We start from the raw sequence: 22384 nt of genomic DNA on the forward strand, positions 1-22384 counted from the left end.
GAGCGCCATGACGGCGCCGACCCTTACACCGCTTGCTGCAGGATCACCGCATCGGCCTTCTTGGTGTAGGAGGCGATCTCGTTGAAGTTGAGGTAGCGATAGGTGTCGGCCGCAGTGGCGTCCAGGGTCTTGGCGTACTGCAGGTACTCGGCCACGGTCGGGATCTTGCCGATGATGGCGGCAACCGCAGCCAGCTCGGCAGAGGCCAGATAGACGTTGGCACCCTTGCCCAGACGGTTCGGGAAGTTGCGGGTGGAGGTGGAAACCACGGAGGCCCCTTCCGCTACCCGCGCCTGGTTGCCCATGCAGAGGGAGCAGCCCGGGATCTCGATGCGGGCACCGACCCGGCCGAAGATGCCGTAGTAGCCCTCTTCGGTCAGCTGATCCTTGTCCATCTTGGTGGGCGGGGCGATCCACATGCGGGTCGGCAGCTCGCCCTGATACTTCTCGAGCAGTTTGCCGGCGGCGCGGAAGTGACCGATGTTGGTCATGCAGGAACCGATGAACACCTCGTCGATCTGGTCGCCAGCCACGTCGCTCAGCAGACGGGCATCGTCCGGATCGTTCGGCGCGCACAGGATCGGCTCCTTGATGGTGGCCAGATCGATCTCGATGATTTCGGCGTACTCGGCATCCTTGTCCGCTTCCATCAGCACCGGGTTGGCCAACCACTCTTCCATCCCCTTGATGCGGCGAGTGATGGTGCGTACATCGCCGTAGCCTTCGGACAGCATCCACTTCAGCATCACGATGTTGGACTTCAGATACTCGATGATCGGCTCTTTATCCAGCTTGATGGTGCAACCGGCGGCGGAACGCTCGGCGCTGGCGTCGGCCAGTTCGAACGCCTGCTCCACCTTCAGGGTCGGCAGACCTTCGATCTCGAGGATGCGGCCGGAGAAGATGTTCTTCTTACCCGCTTTCTCGACGGTCAGCAGCCCTTTCTGGATGGCGGCGTAGGGGATGGCATGGACCAGGTCACGCAAGGTGATGCCCGGCTGCAACTCGCCCTTGAAGCGCACCAGCACGGATTCCGGCATATCCAGCGGCATCACGCCGGTGGCGGCGGCGAAGGCCACCAGACCGGAGCCCGCCGGGAAGGAGATGCCGATGGGGAAACGGGTGTGGGAGTCACCACCGGTACCCACGGTATCCGGCAGCAGCATGCGGTTCAGCCAGGAGTGGATGACGCCGTCACCCGGACGCAAGCTCACGCCGCCACGGTTCATGATGAAGTCCGGCAGGGTGTGGTGGGTCTGTACGTCGATGGGCTTGGGATAGGCCGCGGTGTGGCAGAAGGACTGCATGGTCAGATCGGCGGAGAAGCCGAGGCAGGCCAGATCTTTGAGCTCGTCGCGGGTCATCGGGCCCGTGGTGTCCTGGGAACCGACCGTGGTCATCTTGGGTTCGCAGTAGGTGCCCGGGCGGATGCCCTTCACGCCGCACGCCTTGCCCACCATCTTCTGGGCCAGGGTGAAGCCCTTGCCGGTGTCGGCGACAGGCTGCGGACGACGGAACACGGTGGAGAACGGCAGACCCAGCGCTTCGCGGGCCTTGTCGGTCAGGCCGCGGCCGATGATCAGCGGGATACGGCCACCGGCGCGCACTTCGTCGATCAGCACGTCGGTTTTCAGTTCAAACTGCGCCAGCACCTGGTCGGTGCCGTGCTTGCAGATCTTGCCGGCAAACGGGTAGATGTCGATGACATCGCCCATCTCCAGTTTGGAGACATCCACCTCGATGGGCAGAGCGCCGGCATCTTCCATGGTGTTGAAGAAGATCGGGGCAATCTTGCCACCGAGGCAGACACCGCCGGCGCGCTTGTTCGGCACGTGCGGAATGTCGTCGCCCATGAACCAGAGCACCGAGTTGGTGGCGGATTTACGGGAAGAACCGGTACCGACCACGTCACCCACGTAAGCCAGCGGGAAACCTTTCTCTTTCAGGGCATCGATGGTCTTGATGGGGCCAATGACGCCATCCTTGTCCGGGGTGATGCCGGGACGGGCGTTCTTCAGCATGGCCAGCGCGTGCAGCGGAATGTCCGGGCGGGACCAGGCGTCCGGCGCCGGCGACAGGTCGTCGGTGTTGGTTTCGCCGGTCACCTTGAACACGGTGACGGTGATCTTCTCGGCCAGTTCAGGGCGGGAGAGGAACCACTCGGCGTCGGCCCAGGATTGCATCACCTGCTTGGCGTGGGCATTGCCCGCCTTGGCCTTCTCTTCCACGTCGTGGAAGGAATCGAACATCAGCAGGGTGTGGGAGAGGCCCTTGGCGGCAAGAGGAGCCAGGGTCCCGTGGTCCAGCAGGTCGATCAGCGGCTGAATGTTGTAACCACCCTGCATGGTGCCCAGCAGCTCGACGGCCTCGGCAGCGCTCAGGATGGGAGAGTGGGCTTCGCCCTTGGCGACGGCGGTGAGGAAGCCGGCTTTGACATAGGCCGCTTCATCAACACCAGGGGGAATACGGGAGGACAACAGCTCTTTCAGAAAGTCTTGTTCGCCGGCGGGCGGGTTCTTCAGCAGCTCGACCAGGGCGGCGACCTGCTCTGCGTCCAGAGGTTTGGCAACCACGCCTTCGGCGGCACGTTCTGCGACGTGTTTACGGTATGTTTCAAGCACGACTAATTCCTCTTTGGTCTTTTTTTGGGGTTCGCCCACGCTCGCGGCGATCGTCCTTGCGGGACACCCGTAGGGTGCCCCCCACTATATAAGTTTTAACGACTAATTAAAATCCAAAGCCTGTACAGATATTCATCAAAACAACATAACCATCTAAAGTTGCTGGTGTTTTACAAACAGATAAATGGCACACCAGAAATAAGTTAACAAAAAGGCAGCATTTGACCGCTATTCGAATGTGCTGCCCAATTGCAGATAGAACATGTCGTTGCCCCCCTCCGCCATGCCGTAGCCGAGGAAGATGGGGCCGAGGAAGCTCTCCACCCCCACGTAGACGGAGCCGGCGGTGAAGGAGCTCTCCATGCTGATGTCTTCGCCCTTGTCCCACACCCCGCCCTGCTCGAGGGAGCCGCCCAGATAGAGCGGCGCCCGCAGCGCGCCGAAGTCGTTGTCCGCCACCCGGTAGATGTAGCGCAGCCCGCCAAACAGGCTGTAACGGCCGCTCAGCTGATAGCGCTGGAAGCCGGACATGCGGAACAACCCGCCCAGATCCTGCACGAACAGCGGCAGCTCTTCCTGGGAGGTAGAGCCCCCACCCTCCAGCAACAGGTTCAGGCTGTGTCTGTCCCAGGACCAGGGCTTGACCATCGCCAGGTGATAGTTGACCCCCTCATAGCGATCATCTATGTCACTGTTATTATCCAGCCGGACGGCGGAGTACCCCCCCTTGATGTCCCAGTAGGCGCCCTGATAGGGGAAGTAGCGGCTGTCGAGGGTATCGTGCTCGAAGCGGACATAGGGGCCCCAGGAGGAGGCATCCACCTTGGCATCCGCCACGTTGCGCACATCGATGTCGCCCACCTTCCCCTCCAACCCGAGCGAGAGGCGGCTCCAGGGCTGGCGATTCCAGCCCACCGCCAGATCGACGTTGGTGAAGTTGTACTCGGCGTCGACATAGCTCACCTCATTCGCCGCCCGCGTCTCCTCGGGGATGAAGATACGACGCTGGGTCTTGTCATAGGCCAGGCTCGCCTCGCCAAAAAAGGTCTGGGAGGGCTCCAGCGGGGTGTAGAAGTCAGTCTTGAAGTGCTTGGCGGTGCCGAGCGATGCCTCGGTCAGCCACTCGGCCCCCCAGTCGTTGACGTTGGTGAGGGTGTAGGACATGCCCACGTTGTAGTTGGAGCTGCTCTCGAAGTCATCGGAGAAGCCGAACTGGAAGTTGAGGTAGCCCGGCCCCCAGTTCTTCTCGCTGGCGTCCACCACCAGCACGTTCTCGCCGCCCCGCTCCTCCACCTCGTAGGTGATGCGATCGAACGACTCCAGCGCATAGAGCCGGCGAATGCCCGCCTCCAGGCTCTCGTTGGTCTGGATCTTGTCAGGCCGCACCTTCAGCATGGCATGCACCGTCTCGTCGGAGAGACGGGACTTGTTGATGATCTCCACCTTGTCGATGTAGTAGGCGGGCTGGCCGCTGCGCTCGGCGCGCCGGCTCAGCTTCTGGTTGCGATAGGCGGCATAGGCGGCGGGCGACAGAGAGAGCGCATCCAGCTGGGCCGAGGCACGGTTGGCCACCTGCTCCCCGAGCTTGATCCCCTCCGGCATCAGGGCGAAGTCGGCGATACCCATGTTGCCGAACTCAGGCGTCAGCAATACGTCTCTGGGCCCCATCAGCGCCTTCTGTTTCTCGGTGCCGACCTGGGTCATGTAGGTGGTGAGCTGATCGATCATGGCCAGCCCCGACTTCAAGGACTCGCGGGTGCGCAGCTTGGCGCTGATGTCCACCGCGATCACCACGTCGGCCCCCATCGCCTTGGCCACGTCCACCGGCATGTTGTTGACGGTGCCGCCATCGGCCAGGATGTGGCCCTCCCACTCCACCGGCTTGAGAGCGCCGGGAATGGACATGGACGCCTGCATCGCCTTGGCGAGGCTGCCGTGGTCCAGCACGAAGGGGGTCACCGTCTCCATGTCGGTGGCCATGGCGCGATAGGGAATGGGCAGATCGTCGAAGCTCTTCTGCACCGGCAGGTTGGAGGTGGCGTGGCGCAGCAGGCTGGCCATGGACTGGCCCTGGAAGAAGCCGTCGGGGAACTGGACCGAGTCGCCATTGACGCCGATGTCAGTGCGCAGCTGATACTGCTCGCTCTGCTGCTTCTTGCGCAGGGAGAGCTCGTCACGCCCCACCTTGTCCTGATAGCCCTTGTTCCAGTCGATGGCCAGGGTGGTGCGCTCCACCTCTTCGGCGCTGAGCCCCATGGCGTACATGCCCGCCACGTAGGAGCCCATGCTGGTGCCCACTATGATGTCGACCGGGATGCGCTTCTCTTCCAGCACCTTGAGGATGCCGATGTGGGCTGCCCCCTTGGCACCACCGCCGCTGAGCACCAGGGCAATTTTGGGCCGCTCGGACTGGGCCGCCGCCATCAGCGGCAGACAGGCCAGCAATATCAGGAACAGGGGGTTCCATCCTCGACGAAAGATGCGCATATGATTTTCCATTGAATCCAGGGCGAGCCAGCTAGGCAGTGAAGCCTACTATAAGGGGCGGCCGGCGAACCGCAACAGTTGGCAGGGGATATCGGCACGCATTGCGATGCTGGCCGCCCATGCGGCGATGTGAGCGCAAACGTAATCCGTCAATAAAGTGGGTCGGCCTATCAAGGGTGACGCCGGGCTGCCGCTAATATGTCCTCAATCCCGTGTTCACACACCCGAGTCACTCCTATGCTTGCAAGCCTGACACTCAAACAGAAAATTCTGGCCACGGTCACCCTGGCCGTGGTGCTCTCCTGCCTGCTGGTTGGCTACTTCAGCCAGCGCTCGGCGCAGCAGCTGATCGAAAGCCGTATGTTCGAGCAGGAGCTGCCCAACCTGACCCAGCGCATCGGCAAGGAGATCGAGAAGGATCTCACCTCGGTCGCCGGCGCCGCCAGACAGCTGGCCAACGATCGCTTCGTGCTGGACTGGGTGGCCCGCGGCATGCCCAAGGAGCAGGAGTCGATCCTGATCGACCAGCTCAAGGACATGGCAGCCCAGTACGGGCTGGTCACCGCCTCATTCGCCGATCGCCAGAGCGCCGCCTACTACAACCAGGATGGCTTCCTGCGCAACCTCACCCCGGAGCAGGATGCTTGGTTCTATGGCTACACCAAGAGCCAGCAAGACCTAATGCTCAGCATCTTTCGCGAGAGCAACGGCGAGGTGAAGCTGTTCGTCAACTTCCAGCAGCTCAATGGCCGCGGCCTCGCTGGCCTCGCCAAGTCCCTCGACAGCATGGTCAGCATGCTCGCCAACTTCCGCATCGGCGACAGCGGCTTCGTGTTCATGACCGACGGCAGCGGCAAGGTGAAACTGCACCCAGACGCCAGCCGCATCGACCGTGACAGCCTGGCCCAGCTGGCAAGCGGCAGCGGCAACCTGCTGAACAAGCAGCCCTTTGCCGCCACCCACGCCGAGATCGACGGCCAGCCGGTGGTGCTGGCCAGCAGCTACATTCCGCTGCTCGACTGGTATCTGGTGGCCCAGGTGCCGGAAGCGGAGATCTATGCCGAACTGGACCGTGCCCGCCTGCACATCCTGCTGGTGAGCCTGGCCATCGCCGCCGGCATGGGGCTGCTCGGCATGCTGCTGGCCGGCTCGGTGAGCCGCCCGCTCAACCAGCTGGCCCGTCTGTTCCGCGAACTCGGCAGCGGCGACGGCGATCTGACCCAGCGCCTCAAGGTGGAGGGGCGGGATGAACTGGCCCAGGTGGCCACCGGCTTCAACAACTTCGTCGCCAAGATCCACGGCTCCATCGAGCAGGTGGCGAGCAACTCCCGCCAGCTCGCCGCCACCGCCAACGAAGTGGCCGCCAAGGCCCAGCTGACTCAGCACAACTGTACCGCCCAGCGCGATCGCACCGTGCAGGTGGCCACCGCCATCCACGAGATGGGCGCCACCGTGAGTGAAATCGCCGGCAATGCCTCGCTGGCGGCCGATGTGGCCAAGCAGGCCAACGAACAGGCCGACGCCGGCGCCCTGGTGGTAGCCCAGGCCCGTCACGGCATCGTCGGCCTCTCCGGCGAGATTGAGCAGGTGGCCGGGGTGATCGAGTCGCTGGCCAGCCAGACCGACTCCATCGGCAGCATCCTCGACACCATCCGCAGCATCTCGGAGCAGACCAACCTGCTGGCGCTCAACGCCGCCATCGAGGCCGCCCGCGCCGGGGAACAGGGCCGCGGCTTCGCGGTGGTGGCCGACGAGGTGCGCAACCTCGCCAGCCGATCCGCCGCCTCCACCGCCGAGATCCAGGGCATGATCAACCGGCTGCAGGAGCAGAGCGCCCGCGCCGTCAGCGCCATGGCCCAGGGCCGCAACCAGAGCCTGGACGTGGTGACCCAGGCTGATGAGGCCAACGGCGCCCTCGGCCAGATCACCGCCCACATCACCCAGATCAGCGACATGAACATCCAGGTCGCCACCGCCACCGAAGAGCAGTCCAGCGTGGTGGGCGAGATCAACCGCAACGTGGAAGACATTAACCAGCTCACCATGGAGACCGCCGACATCGCCCACCAGCTGACCGAGTCGAGCCGCAGCCTGCAGCACCTCTCCGGCGAGCTGGACAAGCTGGTCGGCAACTTCCGGCTTTAAGACTTCTGGCATCATGAGGGGCGCTATGGCGCCCCTTTTTGTTGGTTGTTTGTTAACAACAACTCAAGTTGGCGCCAAATCCGTCGATTTATACTCTGACAATTCACATCGTCATGATCAGCGAGGAAAACCCATGCTAGAAGGTAAACTGACGCTCAAATTGCAGCTGATCCTGGCTGTCACCGTGCCCTGTCTCGCCCTGCTGCTGGTGGGCGGTGCCAGCCTCAAGAGCATGGGCACCATCCAGCAGCAATCCACCGAGCTTTACCAGAACACCGCCACCCCCATGCGCGCCATGGCGGAGGTGGTGTCGCGCATTCCCCGCATGCGGGTCGGCATCGACATGATGCTGCTGCAGGATACCTCTCTCAAGGATGCGAAGGGGGTGATCACCCGGGTCAAGGAGAGCCGGGAGGAGGACATTCCCGAGATGCGTCAGGCCATGCAACAGGCCGTCACCGCCCAGACCGACCCCGCCGCCAAAGCCAATGCCCAGCAGTTGCTCAGCCAGTTCGAGGGAATGGCGAGCAACGAGCTGGCTCCCATGCTGCAGGCGCTGGAACAGGGCGACATGGAAGCGGCAAGGGGCATCTATCGGGATCGCTATACCGTCACCTACGGCACCATGCGCAAGGATGCCAACGCCCTGCTCGACGGCCTGATCCAGCAGGCCCAGCAGCGTCATCAGCTCGGTGAACAGAGCTATGCCAGCGGGCGGCTGCAGATGATCAGCATCATCACCGGCGCCATCCTCATCTCGCTGCTGGTCTCGGTACTCATCCTGATGAACCTCAAGCGCCGGGTCGGCTTCCTGCAGCAGTACATCGGCTATGCCGCCGAACACCTGGCGCTGGATTCCCGTGCCCAGCTGAACGGCAATGACGAGCTGGCGGAGATCACGGTGAGCTTCAATCACTTCGTCAGCAAGATCCACAGCGCCATCGAGCAGGTGGCCCGTAACTCCCACCAACTGGCCGCCACGGCCGACGAGGTGGCCGCCAAGGCCCAGCTGACCCAGCAGAACTGTACCGCCCAGCGCGATCGCACCGTGCAGGTGGCTACCGCCATCCACCAGATGGGCGCCACCGTCACCGAGATCGCCGGCAACGCCTCCCTCGCCGCAGAAGTGGCGAGACAGGCCAACGAGCAGGCGGATGCGGGTGCCGGCGTGGTCGCCCAGGCGCGCCACGGCATCGTCGGTCTCTCCGACGAGATTGCACAGGTCGCCGGGGTGATCGAGTCGCTGGCGACCCAGACCGACTCCATCGGCAGCATTCTGGAAACCATCCGCAGCATCTCGGAGCAGACCAACCTGCTGGCACTGAACGCCGCCATCGAGGCCGCCCGCGCCGGGGAGCAGGGTCGTGGTTTCGCCGTGGTGGCGGATGAGGTGCGCAACCTTGCCAACCGCTCCGCCGCCTCCACCGCCGAGATCCAGGGCATGATCAACCGGCTGCAGGAGCAGAGTGCCCGCGCCGTCAGCGCCATGACCCAGGGCCGCAGCCAGAGCCTGGCCGTCGTGACCCAGGCTGACGAGGCCAACGGCGCGCTCGGCCAGATCACCGCCCACATCACCCAGATAAACGACATGAACATCCAGGTCGCCACCGCCACCGAAGAGCAGTCGAGCGTGGTCGGCGAACTCAACCGCAACGTGGAGGACATCAACCAGCTCACCATGGAAACCGCCGACATTGCCCACCAGCTGACCGATGCCAGTCGCGGCCTGCAGCAGCTCTCCGGCGAGCTGGACAAGCTGGTCGGCAACTTCCGTCTGTAGCTTTTGGCTGCCTCGGCACGACTTGCCAGAGGGCGCTGCGGCGCCCTCTGTCGCCACCACGGCAGGCCGTGACGCAGGGGCTTTGCGCCGCCTCCACCCGCCTCTGAAAATGCCCCATAATCAGGAAAATGAGAGGAGGAGTTATGGGCAAGCTGGTAGTGATGATCTTGTTGAGCGGTCTGCTCAGCGCCTGCAGCAGCGGGCCGGTACGGGTACACGGCGCCGACGTGAGCGTGGACGATACCCGGATACGGGTCAGCGACGGGGATCGGGGGGGTTATGGTACCTTCTGTCCGCCGGGGCAGGCCAAGAAAGGGCGCTGCTAGCGCCCTTTTTTACAGTCATACATCTTCTGGTCCGCCTGCTGCAGCAGCTGTTCCAGCGCAGGCGGCGAGCGTCCGTCATAATGTCCCACGCCGATCGAGCAGGTCAGCTGATAGGGTTTGCCACCCTCCTGATTGAAGACGGCCAGAGCCTCGGCAAAACGGGCCAATACCCTTGTTATCTCAAGAGGGCCTGAACCCAGCAGCAGCACCGCAAATTCATCACCTCCCAGCCGGGCAAAAATATCCGCCTCCCGAAAAACCCGGCACATCAGACCGGCCATCTGTTGCAAGGCATCATCACCCACATCGTGCCCAAGCCGGTCGTTGATCTCCTTGAAACGGTTGAGATCGATGAACAGCAGGGTAGCCTCCCGCTCCTGCCGGTGAGCCAGTTGCAGACATTTTTGCGCCAGCAGCATGAAGCCGCGTCGATTGGTAATACCGGTCAGTTCATCGAGCGTAGCCAGCTGGATCGCGGCCAGCTCGCGCTCCACCATGCCGGCCAGATCCGTCAGCAAGTCCTGTTGGCGGGAATCCAGCAGTCGCGGCTTGCGATCAATGATGCACAGAGTACCCAGCTTGTAGCCTTCGCCAATCTGTAACGGGCAGCCGGCATAGAAGCGGATATGGGGTTCACCGGATACCAGTGGATTATCGGCAAAGCGCAGATCCTGCCTGGTATCCTCCACCACGAACAGACCATCACCGAGAATGGCATGCCCACAGAAAGAGACGTCGCGCGGTGTCTCCTGCACCGGCAAACCACAACAGGATTTGAACCACTGCCGGTTTTCATCCACCAGCGACACCAACGAGATGGGCACATCAAACATGCTGCGCGCCATCCTGGTGATCCGATCGAAACGCTCTTCGGCGGAACTGTCGAGAATGGAGATCTGGCGCAATGCGTCGAGGCGCAATCTTTCATTGTCAGGGATAGCCGGTGTTTGCATGGCTGACTCCAGCAAGTGATATGGAAGTCATTAGCATAGCAATCAGCCCCGAACAAATCTCAGCTATATACAAAAACAAAAAAGCCGCTCGATTGAGCGGCTTTTTTACAGGCAGAAGCGAATTACTTCTTCTTCTTGGCCTTGGCGTTCGGCAGGTCGGTGATGGAGCCTTCGAACACTTCGGCAGCCAGACCCACAGACTCGTGCAGAGTCGGGTGAGCGTGGATGGTCAGCGCGATGTCTTCGGCGTCGGCACCCATCTCGATGGCCAGACCGATTTCACCCAGCAGTTCACCACCGTTGGTACCCACAATGGCACCACCGATGACGCGGCCGCTCTCCTTGTCGAAGATCAGCTTGGTCATGCCGTCGGAGCAGTCGGACGCGATGGCGCGACCGGAAGCCGCCCACGGGAAGGTGGCCACTTCGAAGTTCAGCCCTTGTTGCTTGGCTTCCTTCTCGGTCAGACCAACCCAGGCCATCTCTGGCTCGGTGTAGGCGATGGACGGGATCACTTTCGGGTCGAAGTAGTGCTTCTTGCCGGCGATGACTTCGGCAGCCACGTGGCCTTCGTGCACACCCTTGTGAGCCAGCATCGGCTGACCAACGATGTCACCGATGGCGTGGATGTGAGCCACGTTGGTACGCAGCTGCTTGTCCACCTCGATGAAACCGCGCTCGGTCACGGCAACGCCGGCCTTCTCGGCATCCAGCATCTTGCCGTTCGGCACACGACCTACGGCAACCAGCACGTTGTCGTAACGCACCGGCTCGGCCGGGGCGTGCTTGCCTTCGTAGGAGACGTACAGGCCGTCTTCACGGGCTTCAACTGCGGTGACCTTGGTCTCCAGCATGATGTTGAACTTCTTGGCCACGCGCTTGGTGTAGATCTTGACGATGTCTTTGTCGGCAGCCGGTACCAGCTGGTCGGCAAATTCAACCACATCGATCTCGGAACCCAGGGAGGAGTACACGGTACCCATCTCCAGGCCGATGATGCCGCCACCGATAACCAGCAGTTTGCCAGGAACGGTAGTCAGCTCCAGCGCATCGGTAGAGTCCCATACGCGCGGGTCGTCATGCGGGATGAACGGCAGCTTCACCGGACGGGAACCGGCAGCGATGATGGCGTTGTCGAAGGTAACGGTGGTCTTACCGTCTTCCCCGGTCACTTCGAGCGTGTTCGGGCCGGTAAACTTACCGAAGCCGTTAACAACCTGTACTTTACGCATCTTGGCCATGCCAGCCAGACCGCCGGTCAGCTGGTTGATGACTTTCTCTTTCCACAGACGGATCTTGTCGATGTCGGTCTGCGGGGCACCGAAGACGATGCCGTGCTCGGCCAGCGCCTTGGCTTCTTCAATGACTTTGGCGACGTGCAGCAGCGCCTTGGACGGGATGCAACCCACGTTCAGGCAGACGCCACCCAGGGTGGAGTAACGCTCGACGATAATGGTATCCAGACCCAAATCAGCCGCACGGAAGGCAGCGGAATAACCGGCAGGGCCAGCACCCAGTACTACGACCTGGGTTTTGATTTCTTTACTCATCATGACCTCTTTGTCGTTCTTATATCCCCGGACAGCGCAGTCTTAAACCAGAACGAGGCGGCTGCAGCCGTGAAAAAAACGGGGCAAGTTTACAATCCTGTTAACGAAATGAGAAGTAAAAAGGGCAGGCTCTGGGCCCGCCCTCTCACTTACAGGACCAGTCGACGAATGTCGGACAGTACGCCGTTCATGGTGGTGATGAAGCGGGCTCCATCGGCACCATCGATGACGCGGTGGTCGTAGCTCAGGGCCAGCGGCAGCATCAGGCGCGGCGCGAACTCTTTGCCGTTCCACTTCGGCTTCATCTCGGACTTGGAGACACCGAGGATGGCCACTTCCGGCGCGTTGACGATCGGGGTAAAGCTGGTACCGCCGATGCCACCCAGGCTGGAGATGGTGAAGCAACCGCCCTGCATGTCGGCAGCGGTCAGCTTGCCGGCACGGGCCTTCTTGGAGATCTCGGCCAGATCGCGAGACAGCTCCATGATGCCCTTCTTGTTGACGTCGCGCACCACGGGCACAACCAGACCGTTGGGGGTATCCACCGCCACACCGATGTGGATGTACTTCTTCATGATCAGCTTGCTGCCATCTTCGGACAGGGAGCTGCAGAAGCGTGGATGGGCTTCCAGCGCCTTGGCGGCGGCTTTCAGGATGAACACCAGCGGGGTGATCTTCACGTCAGCCTTCTGCTTCTCGAGCATCGCGTTCTGCTCTTTGCGGAACGCTTCCAGCTCGGTGGTATCGGCTTCGTCGAACTGGGTGACATGGGGGATCATGACCCAGTTACGGTGCAGGTTCGGACCGGAGATCTTCTGGATCCGGGTCAGATCGACCTCTTCCACATCACCGAACTTGCTGAAATCGACCTTCGGCCACGCCAGCACACTCATGCCGCTACCGTTGCCAGTGCCTTGACCTGCAGCCGGAGCGGACTCGGCGCGCTTGACCGCATCCTTCACGTAGGCTTGCACGTCTTCTTTGACGATGCGGCCCTTGCGACCGGAGGCTTTCACCTTGGCCAGGTTGACGCCGAACTCGCGCGCCAGACGGCGCACGGCCGGAGAGGCGTGTACGTAGGCATCGTTGGCAACGAAGTCGGAGGCGGCAGAAGCCTGGGCAACCGGAGCCGGAGCAGCGGCAACAGGGGCAGCAGCGACCGAGGCGGCAGCCTGAGCAACCGGGGCAGCGGCGGCGGCCGGAGCAGCACCAGCCACTTCGAATACCATGATCAGGGAACCGGTGGAGACCTTGTCACCCGCCTTCACCTTGATCTCTTTGACCACACCGGCGAACGGCGCAGGCACTTCCATGGAGGCCTTGTCACCTTCCACGGCGATCAGGGACTGGTCGGCTTCAACCTTGTCACCCACGGCGACCATGATCTCGGTGACTTCGACTTCGTCGCCACCGATATCCGGTACATTGACCTCTTTGGCAGCGGCGGCAACCGGGGCAGCAGCCACGGGAGCGGCAGCCTGGGCCGGTACAGCAGCAACGGCAGGAGCGGCGCCAGCCACTTCAAAGACCATCACCAGGGAACCGGTAGAGACCTTGGCGCCAGCGGCAACCTTGATCTCGACCACGCGGCCCGCGAACGGTGCCGGCACTTCCATGGAGGCCTTGTCACCTTCCACGGCTATGATGGACTGGTCGGCTTCAACCATGTCGCCCACGGCAACCATGATCTCGGTCACGTCCACTTCGTCGTCACCGATGTCCGGCACGTGCACGTCTTTGCGAGCGGCAGCAGCAGGAGCTGCGGCCGGTGCGGCTGCAACCGGTGCAGCGGCCTGAACCGGCGCAGGTGCGGCAGCACCTTCGGCTTCGAAGATCATGATCTGGGAACCGGTGGCAACCTTGTCACCCACCTTGATCAGGATCTCTTTGACGATACCGGCGGACGGGGCCGGTACTTCCATGGAGGCCTTGTCGCCTTCTACCGCGATGATGGACTGATCGAGTTCGACCTTGTCACCCACGGCCACCATGATCTCGGTGACTTCAACTTCATCGGCGCCGATATCCGGCACCATAATCTGTTTGGACATTGTGCTTTATCCTCTTGCGTGCATCCGCGTGACCGACTGCTGTCACGCGTCTCTCGCGTTAACCTTTGCAAGGTCGTGCCGGGCAGCGAGTCCCGGCACGACACTTGATCCTCTTACGCGTACAGCGGGTTGACCTTGTCGGCATCGATGCCGTACTTGGCGATGGCGTCAGCCACAACCTGCTTGTCTACCTCGCCGCGCTTGGCCAGTTCGGTCAGGGCAGCAACCACCACGTAGAATTCGTTCACTTCGAAGTGACGACGCAGGTTGGCACGGCTGTCGGAACGGCCGTAACCGTCGGTACCCAGCACGCGGTAGTTCTCGGTCGGTACGAAAGCACGCACCTGATCGGCGAAGGACTTCATGTAGTCGGTCGCGGCGATGGTGGCTTCAGAACCCAGTACCTGAGCGATGTACGGTACGCGAGCATCGGCGTTCGGGTGCAGCATGTTCCAGCGATCCGCGTCCTGACCGTCACGAGCCAGCTCGTTGAAGGAGGTGACGCTGAACACATCGGAGCCGATGCCGTACTCGCTGGCCAGGATCTGGGCGGCGGTGCGCACGTGACCCAGGATGGAGCCACAACCCAGCAGCTGTACCTTGGCCTTGGTGCCGGCCACGGTTTCCAGCTTGTAGATACCCTTGCGGATGCCTTCCTCGGCGCCTTCCGGCATGGCCGGCATGGCGTAGTTCTCGTTCAGGGTGGTGATGTAGTAGAAGACGTTCTCCGGCTTCTCACCGTACATGCGACGCAGACCATCCTGTACGATCACCGCTACTTCATAGGCGTAGGACGGGTCGTAGGAGACGCAGTTCGGGATGGTGTTGGCCAGGATGTGGCTGTGACCATCTTCGTGCTGCAGACCTTCGCCGTTCAGGGTAGTACGACCGGAGGTCGCACCCAGCAGGAAGCCACGGGCTTGCTGGTCACCGGCTGCCCACGCCATGTCGCCGATCCGCTGGAAGCCGAACATGGAGTAGTAGATGTAGAACGGGATCATCGGGCAATCGTTGGTGCTGTAAGAGGTCGCAGCAGCCAGCCAGGAGGACATGGCGCCCAGCTCGTTGATGCCGTCTTGCAGAACCTGACCCTGCTTGTCTTCCTTGTAGTAGGAGACGATGTCGCGGTCTTGCGGGGTGTACTGCTGACCGTGCGGGCTGTAGATACCGATCTGGCGGAACAGACCTTCCATACCGAAGGTACGGGCTTCGTCAGCCAGGATCGGGACGATGCGCTTGCCGATGGACTTGTCTTTCAGCATCACGTTCAGGGAACGCACGAACGCCATGGTGGTGGAGATTTCGCGCGCCTGTTCACCCAGCAGCGGACCGAAAGCATCCAGCGCCGGGATTTCCAGCTTGGTGGTGCTCTCGCGCAGACGGGTCGGTACATAGCCCTTCAGCGCGGCACGGCGGGCGTGCAGGTATTTGTGCTCTTCGGTACCTTCTTCGATCTTCAGGTACGGCAGGGTTTCCAGCTGCTCGTCGGTGACCGGCAGGTTGAAACGATCGCGCAGGTGACGCACGGAGCCCAGATCCATCTTCTTGACCTGGTGAGCGATGTTCTTGCCTTCGGCCGCTTCACCCATGCCGTAACCCTTGATGGTCTTGGCCAGGATCACGGTCGGCTTGCCCTTGGTCGCTGCAGCCTTGGAGAAGGCGGCGAACAGTTTGCGAGGATCGTGACCACCGCGGTTCAGGGCGAAGATCTCCTCGTCGGTCATGTCTTTGACCAGCGCGGCGGTTTCCGGGTAACGGTTGAAGAAGTGCTCGCGCACGTAGCCGCCATCACGGGACTTCATGGTCTGGTAATCACCGTCCACGGTCTCGTTCATCAGCTGGATCAGCTTGCCGGAAGTGTCTTTCTTCAGCAGCTCATCCCACTTGCGACCCCAGATCACCTTGGTGACATCCCAGCCAGCGCCGGAGAACAGGCCTTCCAGCTCGTTGATGACCTTGCCGTTGCCGACAACCGGGCCATCCAGACGCTGCAGGTTGCAGTTGACCACGAATACCAGATTGTCGAGCTTTTCACGCACGGCAACGGTCAGGGCGCCCTTGGCTTCCGGCTCGTCCATCTCGCCGTCACCCAGGAAGGCGTAAACGGTCTGCTCGGAGCAATCCTTGATGCCACGGTCGGTCAGGTACTTCAGGAAGCGAGCCTGATAGATGGCGGCGATGGGGCCCAGACCCATGGAAACGGTCGGGAACTGCCAGAAGTCCGGCATCAGTTTCGGGTGCGGGTAGGAAGGGATACCCTTGCCATCCACTTCCTGACGGAAGTTGTCCAGCTGCTCTTCGGTCAGACGACCTTCGGCGAAGGCACGGGCATAGATGCCCGGGGAGATGTGACCCTGGAAGTAGACCAGGTCGCCACCGTCCTTCTCGCTGCGAGCGCGGAAGAAGTGGTTGTAGCAGACTTCGTAGATGGTCGCGGAAGAAGCGAAGGAAGACATGTGACCACCCAGGTCCAGGTCTTTCTTGGAAGCGCGCAGCACGATCATCATGGCGTTCCAGCGGATGATGGCGCGAATGCGGCGCTCCATCTCCAGGTCGCCCGGGTAGTCCGGCTCTTCGCTGGACGGGATGGTGTTGATGTAATCGCGGTTTGCCTTGGCAGCCACGTCCACACCGCTTGCGCGGGCTTTCTCGGCCAACTGTTCAAGGATGAACTGAGCGCGTTGGGGACCCTCTTCACGCAGCAGGGATTCCAGAGAGGCAAGCCACTCCAGCGTTTCTATCGGGTCCACATCGTTCTTCAGGATATCAGACATGGCTGGTTCCTATTTTGTTGTGATTGCACGGCATTGCACGGCGAAGGGCGCAAGCATTCGACAATAAAGCCTTGTGGGATTAGTTTTCCTGCTGACGGATCCGACGCATGGATCGCTGGATCCGGCTGTCTTCCCTCTGCATATCCAACAAGGTGTCCTCGATAAAGGCCAGGTGCTCATGACAAGCTGCCCTGGCCCGCTCCGGAGCCCCCGACAGGATAGCCTCGATCAGATGCGCGCGATGGCGACGGATCTTGGCGACCACTCCCGGACGGCGATTCAGAATTTCGTTATTGCGTAAAATGTTCTGCTCAAGCATGGGGCCCATGGCCCGCAGCAGATGCAGCAGCACCACGTTGTGGGACGCCTCGGCCACCGCCAGATAGAACTGGGTGACGGCAGCGGATTCGCTGACCAGCGAGCCTTGCTGACCGGCCTCCTCGATGGCGGACTGCACCTGACGGATGCGCTCGAAATCGGCGTCTGTACCCCGTAACGCAGCATAGTAGGCGCAGATGCCTTCCAGTGCGTGGCGAAACTCCAGCAGGTCATACTGGGCTTCCGGGTGAGTGCTGAGCAGCTCGAACAGGGGATCGGCGATCCCTTTGCTCAAAGCGTTTTGTACGTAAGTGCCGCCGCCCTGACGACGATACAAGAGTCCTCTTGCCTCGAGGCGCTGGATGGCTTCGCGCAGCGAGGGGCGCGACACCTGAAACTGGATGGCCAGTTCTCGCTCGGGCGGCAACTTCTGGCCCGGCTGTAAACTGCCTTCCAGAATCATCTGTTCCAGCTCGGCGACAATGGCGTCGGCCAACTTGGGTTGAGTAATCTTGAGATAGGGCATGAGGCTGCTTTGTTAAATTGGTATTACCAATTTCATGAATGGGGCGAAAATTAGCAGAGGGCATGGGAAAAGTCCACCCAAAAGATGATCTGAATCAAGAATCAACCTTGCCACTTAAGGGGTAAAGAGAGGGATTTATGATTTAGCTCATAGAAATTGGTCAGACCAATATTTTTGACATCGCTCACAGGCAACATTTGATCAACAGCCAGCAAAAATGGCCTGCCATAAAGGCAAGCCATTGTTTTAAAAACACAAACTTATTTTTAGAATAATTACTTAAAGTTGAGTGCCTGGCGGTAACGCGGCCATTCGAAACTGTCACCCGGATCCGTCTTGCGCCCCGGCGCTATATCGCAATGGCCGACAATGCGATCCGCCGTAATGGCGGGGTAATGGCTGGATAAGGTTCGACTGAGCCCAACCAATGCCTCGTATTGTGCATCCGTGTAGGGCTGCTCATCGGTCCCTTCCAGCTCGATCCCGATGGAAAAGTCGTTGCACGCCTCTCGCCCCTGCCAGCTCGATGCCCCCGCATGCCAGGCTCTGGCACCAAACGGCACATATTGCACCAGCTCACCGTCGCGCCGGATCAGGCAATGTGCCGAGACCCGCAGCTGATGGATACCGGCAAAATAGGGGTGGGCATCGGGATCGAGCCGCCCAAGGAAAAGGTCATCGATGAAGGGACCGCCAAACTCGCCAGGCGGCAGGCTGATGCCATGCACCACCAGCAGGGAGATATCGTTCGGGGTGGCCCGCTCGTTGTAGTGCGGTGACGGCAACTTGCGGGCTTGCTCACACCAACCGTCTGAACCAATGGAAAATACTATTTTAGGCTGAGTCATTGTCTACTCGCTCTGCAATGGGATGGCGCATCTGGCAACACTGGACGGGCAACAAGGCGATCCACCTCTCAGGCTCATCGCAGTCGCCTCATGACAACGGGCAACTGTGGTAGGCTGAGCCATCTTCCGCTCGACTCAGGAAAGGATATGCACCCGATGGCACGCCGCTTCTGGTTGCTGGCCTGGCTCTCCCTGATGGGATTGCTGACCCTCTATTTTCATGCCCGCGAACAACCATCAGTCACCGCCAGCGGCGACCTGCTGCTCAAGGCCGATGCCAGCGGCCACTATCGTCTGGAGGGTGCCATCAACGGTCAGCCGGTGCAACTGCTGCTCGATACCGGAGCAACCCGCATTACCGTGCCACAACAGGTCGCCGAGCGGCTTGGCCTGACCGCCCGCGGCAGCAGTCAGGTCAATACGGCAGCCGGCTTTATCCGGGTCGGCAACGGCACCATCGAAACGCTGGCGATGGGACCACTGACCTTGTACGATCTGGCCATCTTCATCAATCCGGCAGCGGCTGGCGACGAGGTGCTGGTAGGCATGAACGCCCTCGGCCGGCTGGAGCTGGTTCAAAAGGAGCGGCAGTTGCTGCTCAGACCTTTGCAGGAATAAAAGGCATGCTACAACAGGACATCCGCCGCGCCGTGCGCGCCGCACTACTCGAAGACTTGGGCGATGCCCTCACCCCGTTGGATCAACCCGATGCCAGCGCCGACATCACGGCCCAGCTGATCCCGGCGGATCGCCTCGCCAGCGCCAGGGTCATCACCCGCGAGGCTGGCGTATTTTGCGGCCAGCCCTGGGTCGATGAGGTGTTTGTCCAGCTTGGTGGCGAAGTCAGAGTTGAATGGCTGGTACAAGATGGTGAAGTGCTCTCCCCCAATCAGGAACTGTTTCGCCTGCATGGCCCGGCCCGCGTGTTGCTGACCGGTGAGCGCAATGCCCTCAACTTCGTGCAGACCCTCTCCGGAGTGGCCACTCTTACCGCTCGCTACGTGGCCGAGCTGGCAGATACCGATTGTCGGCTGCTCGATACCCGCAAGACCCTGCCTGGACTGCGCAGCGCCCAGAAGTACGCTGTCACCTGTGGCGGTGGCAAGAACCACAGGATCGGCCTGTTCGACGCTTACCTCATCAAGGAAAATCACATTCTCGCCTGTGGCGGCATCGCTGAAGCAATCAGTGAAGCGCGCCGTCTCAACCCGGGTAAACCGGTAGAGGTAGAAGTCGAATCCCTGGTCGAGCTGGAGCAGGCATTGGCTGCCAGCGCCGACATAGTGATGCTGGATAACTTCGACATTCCCATGATGCGCGAGGCGGTTACCCTCAATCAGAGCCGGGCCAAGCTGGAGGTATCTGGCAACGTTACGCTGGATACCCTGGCTGACTATGCCGCGACCGGCGTCGATTTTATCTCGGTCGGCGCCCTGACCAAGCATGTCCGCGCCCTGGACCTCTCGATGCGATTCATCTAGCCGCAGAGGCATCATCACTCCCCCATCTTGTCGCTGACATATAACAAGATGAAGGACTTGCAAAAGGCGCCACGGGCGCCTTTTCTTTAAGGCAGGATCCCTCGGCAAAGGAGTGTGAGATGGACCCATCCCCGCCAGTAAAAAAGAGTCGATAGGGACTCTTTATCCATGATTTATATCAAAATTTTCGCAAATGACAGAAAGATTGTTAACAAAGACCCCGGCCTCTGTTGCCAAGTCAAACAGCTCGGATAAGATACTGACGTGTGGATAGTTTTCCACCGGCACTTCCCAGGAACCAAGGACAAAAAGGATATTTGAAATGAAGAAACAATCAGGCTTTACCCTTATCGAATTGATGATCGTGGTCGCGATCGTCGCCATCCTGGCCGCCATCGCGCTGCCGGCGTATCAGACCTATACCAAAAAGGCGAAATTTACAGAAGTAGTTACCGCGACTGGCGCAGCAAAAACAGCAGTAGAGATTTGTAGCCAAGCAGGTAATGCCCCAGCGACATGCGTTACTACCGGGAATAATGCGGTGAGTGGCAGTGTTGCAACTGCCATAGTAAAAAGCGTAACTGTGTCTAGTTCAGGCAACCAAGGCTCTGCTGTATATAAGATCGAGGCTGAAGGAAATGCACCGGTTGATAAAACCTATATCTTACAAGGCACTGAAGAAAGTGGGAGAGTTAAATGGGAGTCAAACCCAAGCGGTTCTGTTGGCACCTGTGTTGCGGATGGAATTTGCTGACTTAGCATGACCTCTAGCCCCAATAGCGGCCTGGCGTTAAGCCTGGCCGCCTCTTCCCTGCTCAGTGAGTCCGACTCACAACGCTATCTGAGCCAAGCCAAGGCACAGCGCAAACCTTTTGTGACCTTTCTGATCGAAAACGAAATCCTCGACAGCAAAGCATTGGCGGACTTCTGCGAGCTGGAGTATGGGGTACCTCTGCTGGATCTTGCCGCCTTCGACCTGGCCGAGATCCCGCAGAAATACCTCAATCAAAAGCTGATTGAAAAACATCACGTCCTGCCCATCTATACCCAAGGCCACACCCTCTATATCGCCATGTCAGACCCGACCAATGTGTCTGCACTGGAGGATTTTGGCTTCAGCTTCGGGTTGCATACCGAGGCGCTGCTGGTCGAGGAGAACAAACTCACCACAGCCATCGGCAAGCTGATGGAGAGTGATCAAGATGCCCTCGGCATGGAGGACATTGATGAATCCGAGATCTCCGAACTGGAAGTGTCTGACGAGGGATCGCGGCTCGACGAGAGCGTCAATACGGCCGACGACGACGCGCCCATCGTCAAATACATCAACAAAATCATGATGGATGCCATCAAGCGCGGAGCCTCCGACCTCCACTTCGAACCCTATGAGACCAAATATCGCATCCGCTTTCGGATAGACGGGATCCTGCATGAGATAGCGACCCCACCGGTCAACCTGGCCAACCGCTTCTCCGCCCGCCTCAAAGTGATGGCACGGCTCGATATCGCTGAGCGGCGACTGCCCCAGGATGGCCGCATCAAACTGAAGCTGTCGCGCAACAAGTCGATGGATATGCGGGTCAATACCCTGCCCACCATGTGGGGCGAAAAGATCGTTATCCGTCTGCTCGACTCCTCCGCGGCACGCCTCAATATCGAGCAGCTCGGTTTTGACGATCGCCAGAAGGCGCAATACCTGCGTGCCCTGTCGAAGCCTCAGGGCATGATTCTGGTGACCGGCCCTACCGGTTCGGGCAAGACGGTTTCACTCTATACCGGTCTCAATATTCTCAATACCACCGAGGTCAATATCTCCACCGCCGAAGATCCGGTGGAGATCAACCTGCCCGGCGTCAACCAGGTGCAGGTCAATCCCAAGGCAGGACTGACCTTCGCCAGCGCCCTGCGATCTTTCTTGCGCCAAGACCCCGATGTGGTCATGGTGGGTGAAATCCGGGATCTGGAAACAGCAGAAATTGCCATCAAGGCCGCCCAGACCGGCCACCTGGTGCTATCCACCCTGCACACCAACTCGGCGGCGGAAACGCTGACCCGGATGATGAATATGGGGGTACCCGCCTTCAATATCGCCTCCTCGGTCACTCTGATCATGGCTCAGCGGCTGGCGCGTAAACTGTGCGATCACTGCAAAGCCCCCGAAGTGGTACCCGAGGCTGAGCTGCTTGAGCTGGGTTTTACCCAGCAGCAGCTGGCCGCTGGCTTGCGGCTGTTCAAACCGGTTGGCTGCAAAGAGTGCTCGGGTGGCTACAAGGGCCGGGTCGGCATCTACGAAATCATGCTAATGTCTGAAAACATCGCAAAATTGATCATGCAGGGGGCCAACTCTCTGCAAATTGCCGCCATCGCCCAGAAGGAGGGCATGCGCACCTTGCGTACCTCTGGCCTTGAGAAGGCTCGCCTGGGGGTGACCAGTCTGGCGGAGATAAACCGGGTAACAACCAACTGACAGAGTCTATCGCTCAGCCGATTCATCCAGGTGCCGCCGGCCCTGGCGATTTCCATC

15 protein-coding genes are annotated in these 22384 nt (G+C 60.5%); 7 read left to right on the forward strand and 8 right to left on the reverse strand.

Features of this window, described 5'->3' with window-relative positions; all coding sequences use genetic code 11:
• Positions 1–23: 23 nt before the first annotated feature.
• Positions 24–2621 carry a bifunctional aconitate hydratase 2/2-methylisocitrate dehydratase gene (acnB, locus tag PG900_RS17920; RefSeq protein ID WP_016352156.1) on the reverse strand — a complete coding sequence of 866 codons (2598 nt, stop codon included), beginning with the start codon at positions 2619–2621 and terminating at the stop codon, positions 24–26.
• A gap of 228 nt (positions 2622–2849) precedes the next feature.
• On the reverse strand, positions 2850–5108 hold the full coding sequence (locus PG900_RS17925; protein WP_041216959.1) for a patatin-like phospholipase family protein: 2259 nt from the start codon (positions 5106–5108) through the stop codon (positions 2850–2852).
• A gap of 237 nt (positions 5109–5345) precedes the next feature.
• On the opposite strand from PG900_RS17925, the gene PG900_RS17930 reads away from it, so the two are divergent.
• The 3 genes from PG900_RS17930 (at position 5346) to PG900_RS17940 (ending at position 9359) form a co-directional block, all read left to right on the forward strand.
• Complete coding sequence (locus PG900_RS17930) at positions 5346–7253, forward strand: methyl-accepting chemotaxis protein (RefSeq protein WP_270801122.1); 1908 nt, start codon at positions 5346–5348, stop codon at positions 7251–7253.
• Between the two features lie 133 nt (positions 7254–7386).
• Complete coding sequence (locus PG900_RS17935) at positions 7387–9033, forward strand: methyl-accepting chemotaxis protein (protein WP_065475387.1); 1647 nt, start codon at positions 7387–7389, stop codon at positions 9031–9033.
• A gap of 143 nt (positions 9034–9176) precedes the next feature.
• Positions 9177–9359: a hypothetical protein gene (locus tag PG900_RS17940; protein WP_011707560.1), complete on the forward strand. Its 183-nt coding sequence runs from the start codon at positions 9177–9179 to the stop codon at positions 9357–9359.
• On the opposite strand, the gene PG900_RS17945 is transcribed toward PG900_RS17940, so the two are convergent.
• From PG900_RS17945 to ampD, 6 genes are all read right to left on the reverse strand, one after another.
• Positions 9356–10312, reverse strand: coding sequence for a GGDEF domain-containing protein (locus PG900_RS17945; protein ID WP_270801127.1), 957 nt, complete (start codon positions 10310–10312; stop codon positions 9356–9358). The genes PG900_RS17940 and PG900_RS17945 overlap by 4 nt on opposite strands.
• Before the next feature lie 122 nt (positions 10313–10434).
• Positions 10435–11862, reverse strand: a complete 1428-nt coding sequence (lpdA, locus tag PG900_RS17950) for a dihydrolipoyl dehydrogenase (protein ID WP_011707561.1) — start codon at positions 11860–11862, stop codon at positions 10435–10437.
• 149 nt (positions 11863–12011) lie between these two features.
• Positions 12012–13913, reverse strand: coding sequence for a pyruvate dehydrogenase complex dihydrolipoyllysine-residue acetyltransferase (gene aceF / locus PG900_RS17955; RefSeq protein ID WP_270831949.1), 1902 nt, complete (start codon positions 13911–13913; stop codon positions 12012–12014).
• A gap of 113 nt (positions 13914–14026) precedes the next feature.
• Positions 14027–16687 carry a pyruvate dehydrogenase (acetyl-transferring), homodimeric type gene (gene aceE, locus PG900_RS17960; RefSeq protein WP_011707563.1) on the reverse strand — a complete coding sequence of 887 codons (2661 nt, stop codon included), beginning with the start codon at positions 16685–16687 and terminating at the stop codon, positions 14027–14029.
• 79 nt (positions 16688–16766) lie between these two features.
• Positions 16767–17531, reverse strand: coding sequence for a pyruvate dehydrogenase complex transcriptional repressor PdhR (pdhR, locus tag PG900_RS17965; protein WP_011707564.1), 765 nt, complete (start codon positions 17529–17531; stop codon positions 16767–16769).
• Positions 17532–17806: 275 nt separating this feature from the next.
• A complete protein-coding gene (gene ampD / locus PG900_RS17970; RefSeq protein WP_270831951.1) occupies positions 17807–18379 on the reverse strand; it encodes a 1,6-anhydro-N-acetylmuramyl-L-alanine amidase AmpD in 573 nt (190 codons plus the stop codon).
• A gap of 147 nt (positions 18380–18526) precedes the next feature.
• Here ampD and PG900_RS17975 point away from each other — a divergent pair, with 147 nt between their 5' ends.
• The 4 genes from PG900_RS17975 (at position 18527) to tapB (ending at position 22327) form a co-directional block, all read left to right on the forward strand.
• Positions 18527–18997, forward strand: coding sequence for a retropepsin-like aspartic protease family protein (locus tag PG900_RS17975; RefSeq protein WP_024944772.1), 471 nt, complete (start codon positions 18527–18529; stop codon positions 18995–18997).
• A 5-nt stretch (positions 18998–19002) separates the two neighbouring features.
• Positions 19003–19860, forward strand: a complete 858-nt coding sequence (nadC, locus tag PG900_RS17980) for a carboxylating nicotinate-nucleotide diphosphorylase (protein WP_041216965.1) — start codon at positions 19003–19005, stop codon at positions 19858–19860.
• Between the two features lie 322 nt (positions 19861–20182).
• Complete coding sequence (locus PG900_RS17985; protein WP_041216993.1) at positions 20183–20614, forward strand: pilin; 432 nt, start codon at positions 20183–20185, stop codon at positions 20612–20614.
• Positions 20615–20620: 6 nt separating this feature from the next.
• Positions 20621–22327, forward strand: a complete 1707-nt coding sequence (tapB, locus tag PG900_RS17990; RefSeq protein ID WP_029302067.1) for a PilB family type IVa pilus assembly ATPase TapB — start codon at positions 20621–20623, stop codon at positions 22325–22327.
• Positions 22328–22384: the final 57 nt, after the last annotated feature.

The sequence above is a fragment of the Aeromonas sp. QDB03 genome (genome assembly GCF_027707985.1).
In the GTDB taxonomy this organism is placed as follows: Bacteria; Pseudomonadota; Gammaproteobacteria; order Enterobacterales; family Aeromonadaceae; genus Aeromonas; species Aeromonas hydrophila.